A 19,148-nucleotide genomic window follows, 5' to 3' on the forward strand; every position below is an offset into this window, starting at 1 on the left:
TCGCGCCATCGTGAGGTGTCGGCAGCGCTCAGTTCTGCGGGATCATCCGAACGAGATCATGCGGATTGACATAGTCGAGCTGGAACCGGGCCCGCTCGTCAAGCATGTCGGGGTCGATCTTTTCCGTGCGCAACAGCGAGACGCGCTGCTCGTTGCGGGCGCGCTCGCGCTTGAGCTGGGCAAGCTCGCTGGTCAGCGCGATGATCTCCTGGTCCAGCTCCTGGCGGGCATTGAGGCCGTATTTGCCGGTATAGGCGTTGACGCCGAAATAGCCGACAATCGCGGCCGCCATCGCGTAGAGGGCGAGACCGGTCAGGACCGATTTGAGGCGCGCGCGGGAGACCATTTCGGCAAGATGGGCCAGCTTGGTTAAGGGAGTGCTAATCTGCCCCTGCCCGCGCCGCCAATCGTCATGCCCGGGGCTTGTCGGGCATGACGCAGGCTCGAGCGGCCTCAGCCGTGGTGTTTGGCCACGTGCGCCGCGAAAGCGTCGATGTACGCCTGGAGCACGCCTTTCAGCGAATCCTTGGTCAGATTGCCTTCGGCGTCAAAGGCGTCGCCGACCGCGTTCAGGTAGGTCTCGGGCTGCTGCATGATCGGGCCGGTGATCCCAGGCAGGATGTTCTGGAGCGTCTTGGCGGCGCTGACGCCACCAAGCGGGCCCGGCGAGTTGGAGACGATGCCGACAGGCTTGCCGTTGAATGAGCTCTTGCCATAGGGGCGCGAGGCGACATCGATGGCATTCTTCAGCACGCCCGGGATGGCGCGGTTGTATTCCGGCGTGACGAAGATGACGCCGTCGGACTTCTGAAGCTTTTCGCGGAAGGCCAGCCAGTCGGCGGGCGGCGCGCCCTCGAGGTCCTGGTTGAAGAACGAGATGCCGGCGGGTGTGACGACCTCGAGCTTGAGTGAAGCAGGCGCAAGCTTTGCGAGCGCGTTGGCGATCTTCAGCGAGAAGCTATCCTTGCGCAGGCTGCCGGCGATCACGACGATGTTGTAGGGCATCAGATTATCCTTGGTTTGTCCTTGAAGCCTCGAGGGCGAAGTGCCGCGCGGCACTTAAGCGATCGCACCATTGGATGCAAGTGCATGAACCGCTCCGATTTGGAAACGCTGCGTTTCGCGAAAGCAGATCGTCGGCCAAACGATCGGGCCGCCAAGCGGCGGCCCTCTCATTCAAATCTGCAAGCGGGATATCAGACGGTCGAATTCCACGCCGATGGGATCAGGCGATATTTAGCGCCGTCCTTCTCTCATGCCTGGAGCAACCTCTTGCCGCATTCGTTCGCTCAGAAGGCAAGACCTCTTTGGCTCACCTGCGGCTGTAGATCACGACTATTTATTTGGATTGATGAGGAATTTTTCGCCGGTGGCACGTTTGGCGTACACCGCGATGTTGGCGGGATCGAGCGCCTCCTGAAGCGAGACCACCTTGGTGTAATGGCTGGCAAAGGTCGTCTTGAGCTCGCTCACGACGCGCTGACGCAGCCGCCCGATGTCGGCGGGTCCGATCTTCTGGAGGAACGGAGTGAGCAGCCAGCCGCCGACACCCCAGGCCATACCGAAGCCGCGCGGCAATTCGATCGGGCGGATATCGAGTGCGCCGTAGACATAGACCTGCTTGTGCACACTGGAGCCGTAACGGCTGTATTCCTTCGCGGTCTTGTTGATCGCGACTTCCATGCAGTTGAGGATGTCGCCGGCGAGCTTGCCGCCGCCGATGGCATCGAAGGCGATGGTGGCGCCGGTCTCGACCAAGGCATTGGTGAGATCGTCGAGGAAGGTTGGCTTGCTGGAATCGACGACGTGCTTCGCGCCGATCTTCTTCAGGATGTCCGCCTGCTCCTGGCTGCGGACGATATTCACGAGCCCGATGCCGTCCTTGATGCAGATCTTGTTCAGCATCTGGCCGAGATTGGAGGCGGCCGCGGTGTGCACCAGCGCCTTGTGGCCTTCGCGCCGCATCGTTTCGGTCATGCCGAGCGCGGTGAGCGGGTTGACGAACCAGGACGCGCCCTCCGCCGCCGTCGTGCCCTCGGGCAGCGGCTGGCAGTCCCGCGCCTTCAGGGTGCGGTACTGCGCGTACATGGCGCCGCCGATCATTGCGACCGTCTTGCCCATCAGCGCCTTCGCAGCATCCGAGGCGCCTGTCTTGATGACGACGCCTGCGCCTTCATTGCCGACAGGCAGGGACTGGTCGAGCCGCGCGCCCATCGCGCGCATCGCACCATCGGGCACTTTCGCTGTGACGATGGGCGCCTCCTTCGTGCCTGAGGCCTTGGCCGTGCTCATGTCGGCCGCCCCGACGAGCAGGCCGAGGTCGGACGGGTTGATCGGCGCCGCCTCGATGCGGACGACGACCTCGTCGTCCGCGGGCTCGGGGGTCGGCACGTCGACCAGCGAGATCTCGAGCTCTCCGCTGGTCTTGATCAGCGAACGCAGTTGCAGTCCGGTCTTGCCGTCGCTCATGTCGATCCTCCCCTGTCCTCGTTGAAGCGCTGGCTTAGGCCAGCGCCTTCAGTGCCGCCTTGCCGCCATAGAGCGCCTGCTTGCCGAGCTGCTGCTCGATCCGGAGGAGCTGGTTGTATTTGGCGGTGCGATCCGAGCGCGCAAGGGAGCCGGTCTTGATCTGACCGCAGTTCGTGGCGACCGCGAGGTCGGCGATGGTTGAATCCTCGGTCTCGCCCGAGCGGTGCGACATGACCGAGGTGTAGCCGGCCTTGTGCGCCATTTCGACGGCGGCGAGCGTCTCGGTCAGCGTGCCGATCTGGTTGACCTTGATCAGGATCGAATTGGCGCGGCCGGCCTTGATGCCCTCGGCGAGTCGCTTGACGTTGGTGACGAAGAGATCGTCGCCGACGAGCTGACACTTGTTGCCGATGAGGTCGGTGAGCTCCTTCCAGCCGTCCATGTCGTCTTCCGACATGCCGTCCTCGATGGTCGCGATCGGATAGCGGCCGACGAGATCGGCGAGATATTTGGCCTGTTCGGAGATCGAGCGGGTCTTGCCCTCGCCTTCATAGACGTACTTGCCGCCCTTGAAGAACTCGGTCGAGGCGCAATCGAGACCGAGCACGATGTCGTTGCCCGCCTTGAAGCCGGCCTTGCCGATGGCGTTCATGACGAACTCCAGCGCGGCGTCGGCGGACGGCAGGTTCGGCGCGAAGCCGCCTTCGTCGCCGACATTGGTGTTGTGGCCGGCCTTCTTCAGCTCGGACTTCAGCGTGTGGAAGACTTCGGCGCCGTAGCGCAGGCCTTCGGCGAACGAGGACGCGCCGACGGGCAGGATCATGAACTCCTGGAAGTCGATCGGGTTGTCGGCATGCACGCCGCCATTGATGATGTTCATCATCGGCACCGGCAGCAGCCGCGCCGACGTGCCGCCGACGTAACGGTAGAGCGGCATGTCGAGCGAGTTCGCGGCCGCCTTGGCGCAGGCGAGCGAGACACCGAGGATGGCGTTGGCGCCCAGCCGGCTCTTGTTCGGCGTACCGTCGAGGTCGATCATGATCTGGTCGATCTGGGCCTGCTGCTCGACATCGAGGCCGCTCAGCGCCTCGAAGATCTCGCCATTGACGGCGCCGACCGCCTTGATGACGCCCTTGCCGAGATAGCGGGCCTTGTCGCCGTCGCGCAGCTCGACCGCCTCATGGGCACCGGTCGAGGCGCCTGACGGCACGGCAGCGCGGCCGAGCGCGCCATCCTCCAGCACGACGTCGACCTCGACGGTGGGATTGCCGCGGCTATCGAGGATTTCGCGTCCGATGATGTCGATGATGGCGGTCATGAGGGCCTCTTTTCGGGGAACAAAGGGGGCAGTTCGCGGCTGCTTCTACCGCAATGCATCGAAGCGGAAAAGGCCGGGTGACGGCCGCGCCATGATTGGCTAAGAGGGCCGCATGTCGAAAAAGCCCAGCAAATCGAACACCTCATCCAACCTGCAACTCGGCCGTGCCGTGGAATGGCCTGATGCGCCCGAGAAGGCCATGCTCGACCGCGTGCCGAATCCGCAAGCCGGGACCGACTATCTCGTCCGCTTCACCGTGCCGGAATTCACCTCGCTCTGCCCGGTCACGGGACAACCCGATTTCGCCCATCTGATGATCGACTATGCGCCCGGCCAATGGCTGCTGGAGTCGAAATCGCTCAAGCTCTACATTGCGAGCTTCCGCAATCACGGCGCCTTCCACGAGGATTGCACGGTCATGATCGGCAAGCGCATCGCGAGCGAGATCAAGCCGAAATTCCTGCGTATCGGCGGCTATTGGTATCCGCGCGGCGGCATTCCGATCGACGTGTTCTGGCAGACCGGAAGCGTGCCGAAGGGCCTCTGGGTGCCGGAGCAAGGCGTCGCGCCCTACCGTGGCCGGGGCTAGCTGGAGACCCATGACGATGACAACGACATCCAGGAAAGTCCGTGGACTCGCGCTCGGCGTTCTCGGCCTTCTGTGGCTCGCCGGCCCGTCCAACGCTGCCGAAGTCCGCGTGATGATCTCGGGCGGATTAACGGCCGCCTATCAGGCGCTCGTGCCGGAGTTCGAGAAAGCCACCGGCAACAAGGTGCTGACCGCCTACGGACCATCGATGGGCACCACCACCAATGCGATCCCGGTCCGGCTCGAACGCGGCGAACCCGCCGACGTTCTGATCATGGTGGGCTATGCGCTGGCCGATCTCGCGAGCAAGGGCAAGGTCGTTGCCGGCAGCTAGGTCGACCTGACGCGGTCGCCGATCGGCGTCGCCGTGAAATCGGGAACGCCGAAGCCGGACATCAGCTCGGTGGACGCCGTCAAGACCGCGTTGCTGGCGGCAAAGACGATCGCCTATTCCGACAGCGCCAGCGGCGTCTACATCTCGACCGAGATGTTCGGCAAGCTCGGCATCACTGAGGCCATGAAAGACAAGGCGCGCAAGATCCCGGCGACGCCGGTCGGCGAAATCGTCGCGCGCGGCGAAGCCGAGCTCGGCTTCCAGCAGATCAGCGAATTGAAGCCCGTGAAGGGGATCGACATCGTCGGTCCGCTGCCGAAGGAGTTGCAGCAGATCACGATCTTCTCGGCCGGGATCGCGACCGTCGCCAAGGAGCAAGAGGCCGGCCGGGCTCTGATCAAGTTCCTGGCCTCACCCGCGGCGCGCGACGCGATCATCGCCAGTGGCATGGAGCCGATCGTGGCTGACGGAGCGAAATAATCGGGTTTGACAGCGGCTACGGCACGACCAAGACCGGCACGTTTCCGTTCACGAGAACCTCGGAAGTCTGGCTTCCCAAAAACAACTTCCTGAGGCCCCGACGCCCATGAGAGGCCATGACGATCAGGTCGCAGCGTCTGGACCTGGCCGTTTCGACAATCGCAGTGGCCGGGTGCGAATTCGGAACATGCAAGAGTTCGACCGACATCCCGATCCGCTCGGCCATGGCTCGTGCCTGCTCGAGCACCTTGCCTGCCCGCTCCCGGCACGCGGCGTCAAAACGATCAATCTCGTCCTGTGAAGGAATCCAGCCTGAGTCAAATCCGCCGCCATAATCGATCGGCAGCGCTTCGGTGACGGTGACGATGGTCGCTTTGGCATTCAAGGCTTTTGCCAGGGCAATTCCGTGCTCGACGCCTTTCCCGGCGACCTCCGAACCATCGGTGCTCATGAGAATGTTGGCGTACATTCGGTGGCTCCTTCGCTTGCCCCGCATGCCCCTCGCAAGTGATCCCTGCGACTATGATCCGATCCCCGCCCCCGATCCATTCGCTTTTGTCTTAATCTCGATATATCGAGACCGAGCTGGCTTCGGCCCGGGGTTTCCGCAGCCGTGCCCGACACCGCGCGCCCTGGTCTCCAGCTCGCCCGAGGCGCTCACTTGTCTCAGGCCAGTGCGTCCGACGGTGCCCGCGGCCTGAGCATCCGGGCGCAAACCAGCCCCAGCAGCACCATGATCCCGGCGCTTGCAAACAGCGTCGGCACCTTGCCGCCGTGCTGGAGCCCGAGCCCATAGGCAATCGGGCCGACCGTCTGCCCCATGAAGAAAAAGAACGAGTGCAGCGACATCGCGGTCGCCCGCGCCCCGATGGACAGCTCGCTGGCAAACACCTGCAAGCAGCCATGGATCATGTAGAAGCCCCACCCCATCGCCAGCATGCTGGCGAATTGCAGCTTCCACTGCGGACCGAAGGCGAGCACGCCAAGCTGCAAGGCGACGAGCCCCGCGCCTGCGATCATCATGCCCTTGACGCCGAGCCAGGGCAGGAAGCGCGAGACGGTGAACGTGTAGAACAGTCGGCCGACCGCAAAGCCGGCGATGACGATGCCGGCGATCGACGGCGACTTTTCGCCGAGATCGAACAGCAGCGCCGCGATGAACGGAAACAGGCCGAACACGCAGCAGCCTTCGACGAACACCGCCGAGTAACAATAGCGCGTGTTGGAATTGGCAAAGATGGTGCGATAACCCTGCCGCAAGGCCATCAGATCGGTCTTCGGCGCCGCGGTCAGCGCGGCCCCGCGAAAGCCCGCCGCAACTGCAATCGCCGCGGTCAGGCCGAGCGCACCAAGGATCATCAGCACGCCGCGCCAGCCGATCAGTTCGCCGATGATTCCGGAAGCGGTCGCGCCCAACAGATTGCCGGTCATCGAGCCCGCCAGCGTGCGGCCGATTGCGACCTGCCGCTTGGCGGGAGCAACGAGGTCCGCGGTCAGACCAAGAGCAACCGGGAACACGCCACCGGAGGCGATGCCGGCCAGGATGCGGCTTGCAAACAGGCCCGAGAACGTGGTCGCGACGGCGCCGAGAATGGAGGCGACACCGAGCAAGGCCAGGCACAATGTCATCAACCGCGCCTTGCCGAACATGTCGGCGGCCGCGCCGATCAGGGGCTGGACCAGCGCGTAGATCAAGGCATAGCCGGCCGCGATGCTCGCAGCCGTCGTGATGCTGATCGAAAAATCCTCGGCGACGTGCGGCAGGATGGGATCGAGCGCGCGCGTGGACAAGGCCGCCGAGAAGCTTGCCAGTGCGATGATGTTGATCGCGGGCGGAAACTTCTGGCCGGACGACGGCCCAGTCGCAGACTGGGGCATCAGTGCGTTGCGCTTTTCGTCACCGCGTCGAATGCCATCAACTTGCGGATCAGCCCTTCGAACTCGCGCAGCGGCACCATGTTGGGGCCGTCCGAAGGCGCGCGATCGGGATCGGGATGGGTCTCGACGAACACGCCGGCGACACCGACCGCGACGGCCGCGCGCGCCAGCACCGGCACGAACTCGCGCTCACCGCCGGAGGAGGCGCCCTTCCCGCCCGGTTGCTGCACCGAATGGGTCGCATCGAAGATCACGGGCGCGCCGGTCGTGCGCGCCATGATCGGCAACGCGCGCATGTCGGAGACCAGCGTGTTGTAGCCGAAGGAGGCGCCGCGCTCGGTGACGAGCACGTTGGGATTGTCGGCGCCGGTGATCTTGCTCACGACATTCGTCATGTCCCAGGGCGCGAGGAATTGCCCCTTCTTGACGTTGATGACCTTGCCGGTCGCGGCCGCGGCGAGCAGCAGATCGGTTTGCCGGCACAGGAAGGCCGGAATCTGCAGGACGTCGACGGCTTGCGCCACACCGGCGCATTGCGCGGCATCGTGCACATCGGTCAGAACAGGCAGACCCAGCGAAGAGCGGATCTCGGCGAAGATCGGCAGCGACTGCGCAAGGCCTAGCCCGCGCGCAGCCGAGGCGCTGGTGCGGTTGGCCTTGTCGAACGAGGTCTTGTAGACGAGGCCGATCTTCAGCCGCGTTGCGATCTCCTTCAGCGCAGAGGCGACCTCCAGCGCATGCTGACGACTTTCCAGCTGGCAGGGTCCCGCAATGATCGAGATCGGCAGATCATTGCCGAATTTGACCGTGCCGACGCTGACCACCGGTGCCGCGGATGATGAAGAGCTCAAGGCCAAGTCCCTCGTTTCGCGGCGACCATAGCGGTGATGGGAGGCCGATCAACCCCATTCGTCCCAGGCTACCAGAATATCAGGGTTGCGCGGCGACTCCCGCGGCAACCCCCGACCTGACGGCCGCTACTTGACGGACGAGAAAGCAGTGGGCGCCAGGATCTGGCTGAGGATGTTGGCAACGATCTGGCCGTCCGCTTCGGACTTGGCGCGCGCCTCGAGCCATTCCGGATCAGTCATGAACGCGCCCCACTTCTTCTCGCGCTCGGCCAGCGACTCCCAGGCCAGAAAATAGGTTAGCTCCTGGTTGGATTCGCCGATCAGCGTGGTGAAGAACCCGGCCTGCTTGATGCCAAGCTTCTCCCAGATTTTCAGCGTCGCCGTCTCGAACCGCTTCAGCAGCGCCGGCAGGCGGCCGGGCACGCAGCGATAGACGCGCATTTCGTAGATCATTGTCGTTTTCCTCCCGAACGGGTGCGGCAGTTATAACGGTCGGCCCCGAGGCTGTCTTGAGGCCCGCTCGACCGCCCCGGCGGCGTTTGGCGCATGGCTGGTCCTGTTCCCGCAATGCTGCCGCAATGATGGGGCGCTAGAATGGCTCAGTTGCGGTTCAGGTGCCTGTTACATGCGGATATTGCTCGTCGAGGATGAGGTGGAGATGGCCGCAGCGCTTTCGTCGGCGTTGCGGCGCTACGACATGGTGGTGGATCACGCCCCCACGCTTGCGGACGCCGAGGAAGCAATTTCGGCCGAGGTCCATGCCGCCGTCCTGCTCGACCGTCAGCTTCCGGACGGCGACGGCCTGAAGCTGATCGCGAAGCTGCGGGCGCGTGCCGGTGGCGTGCCGATCATCGTCCTGACCGCGCGCGGCGAGCTGGCCGACCGCGTCGCCGGGCTCGACAGCGGCGCCGACGACTATCTCGCCAAGCCGTTCGCGCTCGAGGAGCTGTTGGCGCGACTTCGTGCCGTGCTGCGGCGGCCTGCGGGCCTGTCCCCGGACATCATCCGCGCCGGCCGCATCGCGTTCGACCTCGGTCATCGCGAGGCCAGCATCGACGGCCAGCCGTTCGAGCTGCCGCGCCGCGAGCTGCTGGTGCTCGAAGCTCTGATCCGCCGGATGGGCCGCACGGTGCTGCGCTCGGCGTTGGAAGAGGCCGTCTACAATTTCGACGATGAAATCCAGTCGAACGCGTTGGACACCCATGTCTCGCGCCTGCGCCGCAAGCTCGCCGAGGCCGATGCCGGCGTGGAGATTCACGGCATTCGCGGCGTCGGCTATCTCCTGAAGAAGCTATCATGAGCCGGCATGACGATCCCTACTGCCTGCGCTCGCGACTGAGCTGGCGCCTGCTCGCGCTTCAGGCCGCCTTGCTTCTGGCGCTGGTTGGGGTGGTCGTCGGAGCGCTCTGCGCCTCGGGCTTCGTGCTCGCCGAGCGCGACGAGGACCGCGTGATCGATGTCGTACAGCGCGCGCTCACACGTGAGGCCGAAGGCGGTCTGACCCTGCGGTCGACGTCCGAACTGAAAGAGTTGCGCGCCGAGACACCCGATCTCTGGTTCCTGGTGCGCGACCGGCAAGGACATTCGCTCGCTGAAGGCGCCGTGCCGGCCGAATTCGCGGCGATCGGCGGCGGCCTCGACCAGATCAGCCAGGCGCGGCTCGGCTGGCAAATGTTCGAGGACGATCCGCGCAAGCCTGCCGCGCGGCTGAAGCGCGTCGATACCAACGCCGGCAATGTGCAGATCATCACCGCGACTCAGGGCCGGATGACCGGCGCCAAGGCGCTTTTGATGACTTCCCTGGCGTTTCTCGGCATCGCCCTGCCCGGCCTGCTGGTGATGGGCACCGCGACCTTCGTCGCCACGCCGATGATCGTGCAGCGCGCCTTCAGGGGGCTCGATACGACCGCCGAGCAGGCGCGGCGCATCGACATCCATCAGCGCGGCGCGCGCTTGTCGGTGGAGCGCATTCCGCTGGAGGTCGTGCCGCTGGTCACCGCAATCAACGATGCGCTGGCGCGGCTTGATCAGGGCTATATCAGGCACAAGCGCTTTGTCGCGGATGCCGCGCACGAATTGCGCACACCGATCGCGATTCTCAACACGCGGCTGGAATCCTTGCCCTCCGGTCCGGACAAGACCCGGCTCTTGGAGGATGCCGCCCGGCTGGCGACGCTCGCCGAGCAATTGCTCGACATCCAGCGGCTCGACCGCTGTGGCCACCCCTTCAGGCGTGTCGATCTCGTCGCGATCGCGCAAAGCGCGGCCGCTGACCTCGCACCCCTGGCCATTGCCGCAGGTTACGACCTGGCGCTCGATGCACCCGCGATGGCGGTCGAGACGATGGGCGACGCCGCCGCGCTGGAGCGCGCGCTGACCAATCTCGTGCAGAACGCGATCCAGCACGGCCCCCGCCGCGGCATAATCGGGATTCGCGTCAGCAACCCTGCCTGCATCGAAGTCACCGACGAAGGCGCCGCCATTCCGCCCGATCAACGCGAGCAGATTTTCGAGCCGTTCTATCGGCTGTCGCCGCTCGATCGGGGCGCCGGCCTCGGTCTCAACATGGTGCGCGAAATCGTGCTCCTGCACGGCGGACAGGTCTCGGTCACCGACGGCGCGGACGGTGGCACCTGCTTTAGAATGACGCTGCGGCCAAGCCTGCACGGTTGATCCAAATTCGCAATCTCTGCGCGCTGCGCAATGCTGTCGCAATCCACTGCCGCGACATTGCATCGGCATCACCTCTGATTCCCGAGGTGCAATCGAAATGCCGGAGTGCGCATGCCCAACGATTTTCTCTCTTTCTTCCTGTCCTGGATGTCTTCACCGCGCCAGGTCGGTGCCATCGCACCATCGGGGGAGGCGCTCGCCGATCTCATCACGCGCGAGATCACCGAAAAGACCGGCCCGATCCTCGAACTCGGTCCCGGCACCGGCGCATTCACTTACAAGCTGTTGAAACGCGGCGTCAGGCCGCAGGATCTCACGCTGATCGAATACGGCTCGGATTTCATGAAGCTCTTGCAGATGCGCTTTCCCGGTGCGCACGTGCTGTGGATGGATGCGGCACGGCTGGCGACGGAGCGGCTCTATGTCGGCGCGCCCGTCGGCGCGGTCGTGAGCGGACTGCCGCTGCTCAACATGTCGACGCGCAAGGTCGTCTCGATCCTCAGTGGCGCATTCAGCTATGTCCGCCCCGGCGGCGCCTTCTACCAGTTCACCTACGGTATGAGCTGTCCGATCCCCCGCCCGGTGCTCGACCGCCTCGGCCTGCGCGCAACGTTGGTGGATCGCGCCTTCCTGAACGTGCCGCCGGCCGCCGTCTACAAGCTGACACGGCGGCCACAGATGACGCTGATCGCGGGATGGGTTGCACCGGAGCAATCGACGCCGGCCGCAACGGAAGCGGATCGTTAAACCAGCCGGCTCTGCTTCGCCGCAGCCGCAATGAACGACGCGAACAGGGGATGCGGCTCGAATGGCCGCGACTTCAGCTCGGGGTGGAACTGGACGCCGATGAACCAGGGGTGATCCTCGTACTCGACGATCTCGGGCAGCACACCGTCGGGCGAGAGGCCGGAGAATTTCAGGCCGTGCTGCTCGAGGCGGTCCTTGTAGGCGGTGTTGACCTCGTAGCGGTGACGGTGGCGCTCCGAAATCTCGGTGGCGCCGCCATAGACCTGCGAGACGCGGCTGCCGCGGTTGAGCGCAGCGGGATAGGCGCCAAGGCGCATCGTGCCGCCGAGATCGCCGGCGTGCGAGCGCTTCTCGAGCTCGTTGCCCCGCAGCCATTCCGTCATCAAGCCGACGAGCGGCTCCTTGGTCGGGCCGAACTCGGTGGAGTTGGCATCCTCGATGCCGACGAGGTTTCGCGCCGCTTCGATCACCGCCATCTGCATGCCGAAGCAGATGCCGAAATACGGCACGTCGCGCTCGCGCGCGAACTGAGCCGCCTTGATCTTGCCCTCCGCGCCACGCTGGCCGAAGCCGCCGGGCACCAGGATGCCGTTGACGTGCTCGAGGAACGGCGCCGGATCTTCCTTCTCGAAGATCTCGCTCTCGATCCAGTCGAGATTGACCTTCACCTTGTTGGCGATACCGCCATGCGAGAGCGCCTCGATCAGCGACTTGTAGGCATCCTTCATGCCCGTGTACTTGCCGACGATGGCGATGGTGACGTCGCCCTCGGGATTGCGGATACGCTCGTTGATCTGTTGCCAGCTCTGGAGCACCGGCGGAATCCGCGAACCGATGCCGAAGGCCGCGAGCACTTCGTCGTCCAGCCCGGCTGCATGATAGGCTTCGGGCACCGCGTAGATGCTATCGGCGTCGCGTGCCTCGATCACGGCGCTTTCGCGCACGTTGCAGAACAGGCCGAGCTTGCGCCGCTCTTCCTTCGGAATCTCGCGATCGGTCCGGCAGAGCAGGATGTCCGGCTGGATGCCGATCGAGCGCAACTCCTTCACCGAATGCTGCGTCGGCTTGGTCTTCAACTCTCCGGCGCTCGGAATGTAAGGCAGCAGCGTGAGGTGAATGTAGATGGCGTGATCGCGCGGCAGCTCGTTCTTGAGCTGGCGGATCGCCTCGAAGAATGGCAGCCCCTCGATGTCGCCGACCGTGCCGCCGATCTCGACCAGGACGAAGTCGTAATCGTCATTGCCTGACAGCACGAACTCCTTGATGGCGTTCGTGACGTGCGGCACCACCTGGATGGTCGCGCCAAGATAGTCGCCGCGGCGTTCCTTCGAGATGATGTCCTGGTAGATGCGTCCCGTCGTGATGTTGTCCTGCTTGGTCGCGGGACGTCCGGTGAAACGCTCGTAGTGACCGAGATCGAGATCAGTCTCCGCGCCGTCGTCGGTCACGAACACTTCGCCGTGCTGATACGGCGACATCGTTCCGGGATCGAGATTGAGATAGGGGTCGAGCTTGCGGAGGCGGACCTTGTAGCCCCGGGCCTGCAGCAGGGCACCGAGCGCCGCTGAAGCCAGACCCTTGCCGAGCGAAGAAACCACGCCGCCGGTGATGAATATGTACCGCGCCATGGGACCTAACCTCTAATCCCTCGAACCCGATTCGCCAAAGCGATTCGTATTCCGCCCCAAAGAATCTGCGGGCCTGTGGGTGAGCCAAAACTAAGTGTGGTGACAGAGCCTTGATGGGGGTTGTTGATGCAGGACGGTAGCCATCGTCCTGCATGGCCCCCCTGCTTTATTGCGAGCGAGGCACTTGCGGACCGCTCGGCGCTGCCGGGGCCTGCTGCTGCTGATCCGCCTTCTTCAGCGTATCGAGAATACCGCCCGAGGTCGGCGCGGTGATCGGGTTGCCGCCGGCCGGCTGGGTCTGCGACGCAGGCTGGCCGATGATCGAGGTCGGCGCGCGGTTGTACCCGGCGTACCAGGACAGGAACAGGCTGGTCAGGAAAAAGCCGGCTGCGAGGACCGCCGTGGTGCGCGACAGCAGATTCGCGGTGCCGCGGCTCGACATGAAGCCAGCGCCGCCGCCCATGCCGAGGCCGCCGCCTTCCGACTTCTGGAGCAGCACGGCGCCGATCATGACGGCAACGATCATGAGGTGGATGACGACGACAACAGTCTGCATGGTATCCTTCCGTCACAAGCCGACAGCGCCGGTGCCGGCGGCCGATCGCGCTTCGCGGGTTTTCCTGAAGTTGCGCGGTGTTACACGATCGGACGGGGCATTGCCACCCCCGATCGGCCACGGCCCAGCTTTACCCTTAGCTAGGGGCACCCTTTGGCGATCGCAAGAAAATCGGCCGCTTTCAGGCTGGCGCCGCCGACCAGCGCGCCATTGACGTTGTTCACCGCCATCAGCTCGGCCGCGTTCGAAGGCTTGACCGAGCCGCCGTAAAGGATCCGCATCCTGGCCCCCTCGGCCTTGAACCTGGAGGTCAGGAGTTCCCGGATAAAGCCATGAATCTGCTCGACATCCGCGGAAGTGGGGGTCAGACCGGTCCCAATCGCCCAGACCGGTTCATAGGCCACGACCAGATTGGCGGCCGTTGAGCCGTCCGGCAGCGAGCCATCGAGCTGGCTCCGCACGATGTCCAAGGTCTGGCCGGCATCCCGCTGGGCCTGCGTCTCGCCGATGCAGACGATCGCGACCGCCCCGGCCCGCCAGGCCGCCTCGGCCTTCTGCCGGATCAGTCCATCGCCCTCGCCATGGTCGGCGCGGCGCTCGGAATGGCCGACGATGATGGCGGTTGCGCCCGCGTCAACGAGCATTTCAGCCGCGATATCACCGGTATGGGCGCCGGAGGCCTTGGCATGGCAATCCTGGGCTCCGACGGCGACGGCCCTGCCACGCGCCTTCTCGGCAAAGGCCGCGATCAGGGTTGCCGGCGGGCAGACCAGCAGATCGGCCTTGCCTGATACCTCTGCCGCCCCATTGAGCATGGCATCGAATTCGGCGGTCTGGGCCTTCAGGCCATTCATCTTCCAGTTGCCGGCGATCAGCGGTCGGATGGCATTGGTCATGTCAATTTCCAGCAGAATGAGGTTTATGCATGCGCTAGCAGAGCTATCGCGTCAGTTCCAGATTGTTGTTTTGACGCGCTTTCTGACGCCAGCCGGTCTCCACTTCGCCTGGCAGCTTCGAGCGGCGGCCTGAGGCGAGGTTGCGGGGCGAAAGCCGCCACTTTATGATGGCATATCAATTTGGTGACGCGCTTTTGCGGAATCTGCATTAAGACGCGCTCCCGTTCCCCTCCTGCCAAACAAGTTGGACCAAATGCTTCGAGGAATGCGCAAGGCCTCATCAAACTGGGTCGGCAAGACCATTATGGCCGTCGTGATGGGCGTGTTGATTATCAGCTTCGGCATTTGGGGCATTGCGGACATTTTCCGGGGCTTCGGACAGTCCACGGTGGCCAAGGTCGGGCACACCGAGATTTCGCTCAACGAGTTCCGCCAGATCTACACCGACCGCCTCCAGCAGATCGGCCGCCAGTTCGGCCGCCCGCTGACGCCCGACCAGGCGCGCGCGTTCGGCCTTGACCGCCAGGTGCTGCAGCAAACGATTGCGGAAGCCGCCCTGGACGAAGACGCCCGCCGGCTCGGGCTCGGCGAGTCCGACGAGCAGATCCGCCAGCTCATCATGAACGATCCCAACTTCAAGGGCGTCGACGGCAAGTTCGATGCGAACCGCTTCCAGGGCTTGATCCGCAATTTCGGCTACACCGAGCAGCGTTACGTCGCCGAGCAGCGCAAGGTGGCGCTGCGCCGGCAGATCACCGGCACGATCGGCGCCGGTCTCGAGGCGCCGAAAACCATGCTTGAAGTGGCAACCCGCTTCCAGAACGAGCAGCGCTCGATCGAGTTCGTCAGGCTCGACACGGCGCAGGCCGGCACCATCGAGGCGCCCTCGGCCGAGGCGCTCGCCGCCTATTTCGAGGATCACAAGGTCCAGTTCCGGGCGCCCGAATACCGCAAGATCGTGTTTGCCGTGATCTCGCCGGAGGAGATCGCCAAGTGGAGCGACGTCTCCGATGAGGACGCGAAGAAGCTGTTCGATCAGCGCAAGGAGCAGCTCTCCACACCGGAGAAGCGGCAGATCCAGCAGATCGTGTTTCCGAACGCGGCGGAGGCACAGGCCGCGCGCGAGCGCCTCGTCGGCGGGCTCTCTTTCGAAGATCTCGGCAAGGAGCGCGGGCTCAGTCCCTCCGATGTCGACCTCGGGCTCGTGACCAAGTCCTCACTCGAACCCGCTGTCGGCAATGCCGCCTTTGCGCTTCCTGTTGGCGAAATCAGCCAGCCGATCCAGGGCCCCATTGGGGTCTCGATCGTCAAGGTCAACAAGATCGAGCCGGGCGTCGAGGCCGACTACGCCAAATTTGCCGGCGAGCTGAAGCGCCAGATCGCGACCGAGCGCGCGCGCACCAAGGTCGGCGAGCTCCGCGACAAGATGGAGGACGAACGCGGTGCCGGCACCAGCGTCGCCGATGCCGCAAAGAAGCTCGGGCTCACCGCCGTGACCATCGATGCCGTCGACCGCTCCGGCCGCGCACCGAACGGGCAGCCGGTCGCCGACATCCCGCAGGGCCTCGACGTCGTCTCGCAAGCCTTCAACAGCGACGTCGGCGTCGACAACGACCCGATCGCCTACAAGGGCGGCTATGTCTGGTACGACGTGCTCGCCATCACGCCGTCGCGCGACCGCAGTCTCGACGAGGTTCGCGATCAGGTCGAGGCGCGCTGGCGCCAGGACCAGATCGCGGCAAAGCTCAAGACCAAGGCGACCGAGATGGTGCAGAAGCTCGAACAGGGCGGCAAGCTCGCCGACGAGGCGGCTGCGATCAACGCCAAGGTCGAGACCGCCAGCGGCTTCAAGCGCAACGATCAGCCCGCCGGCGTGCCCGCAAGCATCGTGGCCGCCGCCTTCCGCACCGCCAAGGACGGCGTCGGACAGGCGCCCGTGACCGGCGGCACCGAGGTCATCGTCTATCGCGTCACCGACATCGTCGATCCCCCGATCGATACCGCCTCCGACGAGGTCAAGAAGCTGAAGGAGAGCATCGACAAGTCGCTGAGCGACGAGCAGGTTGCCTCCTACGTCAACAAGCTTGAAGCCGACATCGGGATCAGCATTAATCAGGCCGCCTTCGCGCAAGTGACCGGCGCGAACCAGCAGTGAGTTGAAGCACGCGATGGACGACCTGAAATCGATTATTGGAAAAGTGGCGACCGGCGCCAGCCTGTCGCGTGACGAGGCCGCTTCCGCCTTCGACGCCGTGATGTCCGGCGAGGCCACGCCCTCGCAGATGGGCGGCCTGCTGATGGCGCTCAGGGTCCGCGGCGAGACCGTGGACGAGATCACCGGCGCGGTCACGGCGATGCGCTCGAAGATGCTCACGGTCGACGCGCCCGCGGAGGCTGTCGACATCGTCGGCACCGGCGGCGACGGCTCCGGCTCGGTCAATGTCTCGACCTGTGCCGCCTTCATCGTTTCGGGAACCGGACTGCCCGTCGCCAAGCACGGCAACCGCGCGCTGTCGTCGCGCTCGGGCGCCGCGGACGTGCTGACGTCGCTCGGCGTGAAGATCGACCTCAAGCCCGAGCAGGTCGGACGCTGCGTAAGCGAGTGCGGCATCGGCTTCATGTTCGCACCCGCTCATCATCCCGCCATGAAGAACGTCGGCCCGACCCGGGTCGAGCTCGCCACCCGCACGATCTTCAACCTGCTGGGACCGCTCTCCAACCCGGCCGGCGTGAAGCGGCAGATGGTCGGCGTATTCTCCAGGCAATGGGTGCAACCGCTGGCGCAGGTGCTGAAGAACCTGGGCTCCGAATCCGCCTGGGTCGTGCACGGCTCCGACGGGCTGGACGAGATCACCCTCACCGGCCCGACCTTCGTCTCCGCGCTCCACAAGGGCGAGATCACCAGTTTCGAGGTCTCGCCCGAAGACGCCGGCCTGCCGCGCTGCGAGCCCGGCGCTCTCAAGGGCGGTGATGCCGATGCCAATGCGGTCGCACTGCAAAGCGTCCTCGACGGCAAGCCCAGCCCCTATCGCGACGTCGCGCTCCTCAATGCCGGCGCCGCGCTCATCGTCGCCGGCCGCGCCAGGGACCTCAAGGAGGGCGTCGCGCTGGGCGCGAAATCGCTCGACAGCGGCGCTGCGAGCGCGCGGCTGAAGCATCTGATCGCGGTCTCGAACAGCTGAGCCTGTCATGTCCGACATCCTGACCAGGATCGAAGCCTACAAGCGCGAGGAGATCGCGGCGGCCAAGCGCGCCCAGCCGCTCTCGGCCGTCGAAGCGAAAGCCAAGGCGCAGGGAGCCGTGCGTGGCTTCGTACGTGCCATCAGGACCAAGCATGCCAATGGCGACTACGCGCTGATTGCCGAGGTGAAGAAGGCCTCGCCGTCCAAGGGGCTGATCCGCGAGGATTTCGATCCGCCCGATCTCGCCAGAGCCTATGAGGCAGGCGGAGCGGCTTGCCTCTCGGTGCTGACCGACACACCCTCGTTCCAGGGCCATCTCGACTTCATGGTCGCGGCGCGCGCAGCGACTTCGCTGCCGGTGCTGCGCAAAGACTTTCTGTTCGACACCTATCAGGTCGCCGAGGCGCGCGCGCACGGGGCCGATTGCATTCTCATCATCATGGCCGCGCTCGATGACGCCATCGCCAAGGACCTCGAAGACGCCGCGATTGCCCATGGCATGGACGTGCTGATCGAAATCCACGATCGCGCCGAGCTCGACCGCGCGCTCAAGCTGCGCTCGCCGATGATCGGGGTCAACAACCGCAATTTGCGCACCTTCGAGACCACGCTGGCGACCAGCGAGACGCTGGCGCCGCTGATCCCGAAGGACCGCTTGATGGTCGGCGAGAGCGGCATCTTCACGCCGGCGGACCTTGCCCGGCTCGAGCGCGTCGGCATGTCGACCTTCCTGGTCGGCGAGAGCCTGATGCGGCAGGCCGATGTCACGGCGGCAACCCGCACGCTGCTTGCGCGCGAGACCAAGGCCCACGCCACGGGCACGCGCTGACATGGCGCGCAGGCCTGCAAAATCAAAGCTTGCGAACACGGAAATGGCGAGCGCTGCCCTCACCCATATCGGCGCCTCCGGCGAGGCGCGGATGGTCGACGTCTCGGACAAGGCGGCAACCGAGCGGCTCGCCGTCGCGCAAGGCCGCGTCGTCATGGCGAAAGCGACGCTCGACCTGATCATATCGGGCAACGCCAAGAAGGGCGATGTGCTCGGCACCGCGCGTATCGCCGGCATCATGGCGGCGAAGCGGACTTCGGAGCTGATTCCGCTCTGTCATCCGCTGGCCCTGTCGAAGGTCACGGTCGAGATTGAACCCGACGCAAAGCTGCCGGGCTGCGTGGTGCGCGCCAGCGTCAAGGTGACGGGCCAGACGGGTGTCGAGATGGAGGCGCTGACGGCGGTTTCGGTCGCCTGCCTCACCATCTACGACATGATCAAGGCGGTCGAGCGCGGCGTGCGCATCGAGGGCATCCATCTGATCGAGAAGCTGGGCGGCAAGTCGGGCCACTACCGCGCCTGATCGCGTGATCATTCGGCGACGTGCTGATCCTGTCCTGCGCCGTTGCGAACCTCGTTTGCAAAACCCGCGGCATCGAGCAGGGTTGGATGGTTAAGCGCTGGTTGACGTCGCTGCCAGCGGCAAGAATTGACCGTCATCGCGACCACCTCCGGTAAAATCTGCACGCCATCTCGCCCCGCATATCGATCGGATTTG

The 19,148-nt window shown here is 64.9% G+C and carries 20 protein-coding genes and 1 pseudogene; 9 read left to right on the forward strand and 12 right to left on the reverse strand.

Translation table 11 applies throughout. From position 1 onward, the window contains the following. Positions 1 to 28: 28 nt before the first annotated feature. The 4 genes from BM222_RS16910 to eno all read right to left on the reverse strand — a co-directional run bounded on the left by BM222_RS16910 (position 29) and on the right by eno (position 3,787). Complete coding sequence (locus tag BM222_RS16910; protein ID WP_092229444.1) at positions 29 to 346, reverse strand: FtsB family cell division protein; 318 nt, start codon at positions 344 to 346, stop codon at positions 29 to 31. Positions 347 to 453: 107 nt separating this feature from the next. After that, on the reverse strand, positions 454 to 1,005 hold the full coding sequence (locus BM222_RS16915; RefSeq protein WP_092229608.1) for an NADPH-dependent FMN reductase: 552 nt from the start codon (positions 1,003 to 1,005) through the stop codon (positions 454 to 456). 330 nt (positions 1,006 to 1,335) lie between these two features. Continuing rightward, positions 1,336 to 2,469, reverse strand: coding sequence for a zinc-binding dehydrogenase (locus BM222_RS16920; protein ID WP_092229446.1), 1,134 nt, complete (start codon positions 2,467 to 2,469; stop codon positions 1,336 to 1,338). 34 nt (positions 2,470 to 2,503) lie between these two features. Further along, on the reverse strand, positions 2,504 to 3,787 hold the full coding sequence (gene eno / locus BM222_RS16925; RefSeq protein ID WP_092229448.1) for a phosphopyruvate hydratase: 1,284 nt from the start codon (positions 3,785 to 3,787) through the stop codon (positions 2,504 to 2,506). A 112-nt stretch (positions 3,788 to 3,899) separates the two neighbouring features. Between eno and queF the strand changes: the two genes are divergently transcribed. Together queF and BM222_RS16935 are read left to right on the forward strand one after the other, a co-directional pair. Then, complete coding sequence (queF, locus tag BM222_RS16930) at positions 3,900 to 4,376, forward strand: preQ(1) synthase (RefSeq protein WP_092229450.1); 477 nt, start codon at positions 3,900 to 3,902, stop codon at positions 4,374 to 4,376. 16 nt (positions 4,377 to 4,392) lie between these two features. Then, positions 4,393 to 5,190, forward strand: a pseudogene (locus BM222_RS16935) (substrate-binding domain-containing protein). A 16-nt stretch (positions 5,191 to 5,206) separates the two neighbouring features. Here BM222_RS16935 and BM222_RS16940 read toward each other — a convergent pair. The 4 genes from BM222_RS16940 to BM222_RS16955 form a co-directional block, all read right to left on the reverse strand. Then, positions 5,207 to 5,659, reverse strand: a complete 453-nt coding sequence (locus BM222_RS16940; RefSeq protein WP_092229452.1) for a universal stress protein — start codon at positions 5,657 to 5,659, stop codon at positions 5,207 to 5,209. Between the two features lie 197 nt (positions 5,660 to 5,856). Next, entirely contained in the window at positions 5,857 to 7,068 is a 1,212-nt protein-coding gene (locus BM222_RS16945) for an MFS transporter (protein WP_092229454.1), read from the reverse strand. Further along, complete coding sequence (gene kdsA / locus BM222_RS16950) at positions 7,068 to 7,919, reverse strand: 3-deoxy-8-phosphooctulonate synthase (RefSeq protein ID WP_092229610.1); 852 nt, start codon at positions 7,917 to 7,919, stop codon at positions 7,068 to 7,070. Before kdsA ends, BM222_RS16945 begins: the two co-directional genes overlap by 1 nt. Positions 7,920 to 8,045: 126 nt before the next feature. Continuing rightward, entirely contained in the window at positions 8,046 to 8,372 is a 327-nt protein-coding gene (locus tag BM222_RS16955) for an NIPSNAP family protein (RefSeq protein ID WP_092229456.1), read from the reverse strand. 172 nt (positions 8,373 to 8,544) lie between these two features. On the opposite strand from BM222_RS16955, the gene BM222_RS16960 reads away from it, so the two are divergent. The 3 genes from BM222_RS16960 to BM222_RS16970 all read left to right on the forward strand — a co-directional run bounded on the left by BM222_RS16960 (position 8,545) and on the right by BM222_RS16970 (position 11,339). Then, positions 8,545 to 9,219: a response regulator transcription factor gene (locus tag BM222_RS16960; RefSeq protein WP_092229458.1), complete on the forward strand. Its 675-nt coding sequence runs from the start codon at positions 8,545 to 8,547 to the stop codon at positions 9,217 to 9,219. After that, entirely contained in the window at positions 9,216 to 10,592 is a 1,377-nt protein-coding gene (locus tag BM222_RS16965; protein ID WP_092229461.1) for a sensor histidine kinase, read from the forward strand. The genes BM222_RS16960 and BM222_RS16965 overlap by 4 nt, the downstream gene beginning before the upstream one ends. Positions 10,593 to 10,703: 111 nt before the next feature. Next, entirely contained in the window at positions 10,704 to 11,339 is a 636-nt protein-coding gene (locus tag BM222_RS16970; RefSeq protein ID WP_177243270.1) for a class I SAM-dependent methyltransferase, read from the forward strand. Here BM222_RS16970 and pyrG read toward each other — a convergent pair. The 3 genes from pyrG to tpiA form a co-directional block, all read right to left on the reverse strand. After that, a complete protein-coding gene (gene pyrG / locus BM222_RS16975; protein ID WP_092229467.1) occupies positions 11,336 to 12,967 on the reverse strand; it encodes a CTP synthase in 1,632 nt (543 codons plus the stop codon). The genes BM222_RS16970 and pyrG overlap by 4 nt on opposite strands. Before the next feature lie 166 nt (positions 12,968 to 13,133). Continuing rightward, entirely contained in the window at positions 13,134 to 13,523 is a 390-nt protein-coding gene (secG, locus tag BM222_RS16980) for a preprotein translocase subunit SecG (RefSeq protein WP_092229473.1), read from the reverse strand. Positions 13,524 to 13,663: 140 nt separating this feature from the next. Continuing rightward, a complete protein-coding gene (tpiA, locus tag BM222_RS16985; protein ID WP_092229475.1) occupies positions 13,664 to 14,419 on the reverse strand; it encodes a triose-phosphate isomerase in 756 nt (251 codons plus the stop codon). A gap of 253 nt (positions 14,420 to 14,672) precedes the next feature. On the opposite strand from tpiA, the gene BM222_RS16990 reads away from it, so the two are divergent. From BM222_RS16990 to moaC, 4 genes are read left to right on the forward strand one after another with little or no spacing between them, the layout of a single operon-like run. After that, positions 14,673 to 16,574: a SurA N-terminal domain-containing protein gene (locus BM222_RS16990; protein ID WP_092229477.1), complete on the forward strand. Its 1,902-nt coding sequence runs from the start codon at positions 14,673 to 14,675 to the stop codon at positions 16,572 to 16,574. A gap of 13 nt (positions 16,575 to 16,587) precedes the next feature. Further along, positions 16,588 to 17,601, forward strand: coding sequence for an anthranilate phosphoribosyltransferase (gene trpD / locus BM222_RS16995; RefSeq protein WP_092229612.1), 1,014 nt, complete (start codon positions 16,588 to 16,590; stop codon positions 17,599 to 17,601). A 7-nt stretch (positions 17,602 to 17,608) separates the two neighbouring features. Next, entirely contained in the window at positions 17,609 to 18,430 is an 822-nt protein-coding gene (gene trpC / locus BM222_RS17000) for an indole-3-glycerol phosphate synthase TrpC (protein WP_092229479.1), read from the forward strand. 1 nt (position 18,431) lies between these two features. Further along, positions 18,432 to 18,953: a cyclic pyranopterin monophosphate synthase MoaC gene (gene moaC, locus BM222_RS17005; protein ID WP_092229481.1), complete on the forward strand. Its 522-nt coding sequence runs from the start codon at positions 18,432 to 18,434 to the stop codon at positions 18,951 to 18,953. 8 nt (positions 18,954 to 18,961) lie between these two features. On the opposite strand, the gene BM222_RS41140 is transcribed toward moaC, so the two are convergent. Further along, a complete protein-coding gene (locus BM222_RS41140; protein ID WP_177243271.1) occupies positions 18,962 to 19,117 on the reverse strand; it encodes a hypothetical protein in 156 nt (51 codons plus the stop codon). Between the last annotated feature and the right edge of the window lie 31 nt (positions 19,118 to 19,148).

Source organism: Bradyrhizobium sp. Gha, from assembly GCF_900113735.1.
Taxonomy (GTDB): Bacteria; Pseudomonadota; Alphaproteobacteria; order Rhizobiales; family Xanthobacteraceae; genus Bradyrhizobium.

Coding starts and splice junctions, on each gene's coding strand:
- BM222_RS16920 (WP_092229446.1), bottom strand. CDS start 2,469: ATGAGCGACGGCAAGACCGGACTGCAACTGCGTTCGCTGATCAAGACC.
- BM222_RS16970 (WP_177243270.1), top strand. CDS start 10,704: ATGCCCAACGATTTTCTCTCTTTCTTCCTGTCCTGGATGTCTTCACCG.
- BM222_RS16940 (WP_092229452.1), bottom strand. CDS start 5,659: ATGTACGCCAACATTCTCATGAGCACCGATGGTTCGGAGGTCGCCGGG.
- BM222_RS16910 (WP_092229444.1), bottom strand. CDS start 346: ATGGTCTCCCGCGCGCGCCTCAAATCGGTCCTGACCGGTCTCGCCCTC.
- BM222_RS16960 (WP_092229458.1), top strand. CDS start 8,545: ATGCGGATATTGCTCGTCGAGGATGAGGTGGAGATGGCCGCAGCGCTT.
- pyrG (WP_092229467.1), bottom strand. CDS start 12,967: ATGGCGCGGTACATATTCATCACCGGCGGCGTGGTTTCTTCGCTCGGC.
- secG (WP_092229473.1), bottom strand. CDS start 13,523: ATGCAGACTGTTGTCGTCGTCATCCACCTCATGATCGTTGCCGTCATG.
- eno (WP_092229448.1), bottom strand. CDS start 3,787: ATGACCGCCATCATCGACATCATCGGACGCGAAATCCTCGATAGCCGC.
- trpC (WP_092229479.1), top strand. CDS start 17,609: ATGTCCGACATCCTGACCAGGATCGAAGCCTACAAGCGCGAGGAGATC.
- queF (WP_092229450.1), top strand. CDS start 3,900: ATGTCGAAAAAGCCCAGCAAATCGAACACCTCATCCAACCTGCAACTC.
- moaC (WP_092229481.1), top strand. CDS start 18,432: ATGGCGCGCAGGCCTGCAAAATCAAAGCTTGCGAACACGGAAATGGCG.
- trpD (WP_092229612.1), top strand. CDS start 16,588: ATGGACGACCTGAAATCGATTATTGGAAAAGTGGCGACCGGCGCCAGC.
- BM222_RS16915 (WP_092229608.1), bottom strand. CDS start 1,005: ATGCCCTACAACATCGTCGTGATCGCCGGCAGCCTGCGCAAGGATAGC.
- tpiA (WP_092229475.1), bottom strand. CDS start 14,419: ATGACCAATGCCATCCGACCGCTGATCGCCGGCAACTGGAAGATGAAT.
- BM222_RS16965 (WP_092229461.1), top strand. CDS start 9,216: ATGAGCCGGCATGACGATCCCTACTGCCTGCGCTCGCGACTGAGCTGG.
- BM222_RS16955 (WP_092229456.1), bottom strand. CDS start 8,372: ATGATCTACGAAATGCGCGTCTATCGCTGCGTGCCCGGCCGCCTGCCG.
- BM222_RS16990 (WP_092229477.1), top strand. CDS start 14,673: ATGCTTCGAGGAATGCGCAAGGCCTCATCAAACTGGGTCGGCAAGACC.
- BM222_RS16945 (WP_092229454.1), bottom strand. CDS start 7,068: ATGCCCCAGTCTGCGACTGGGCCGTCGTCCGGCCAGAAGTTTCCGCCC.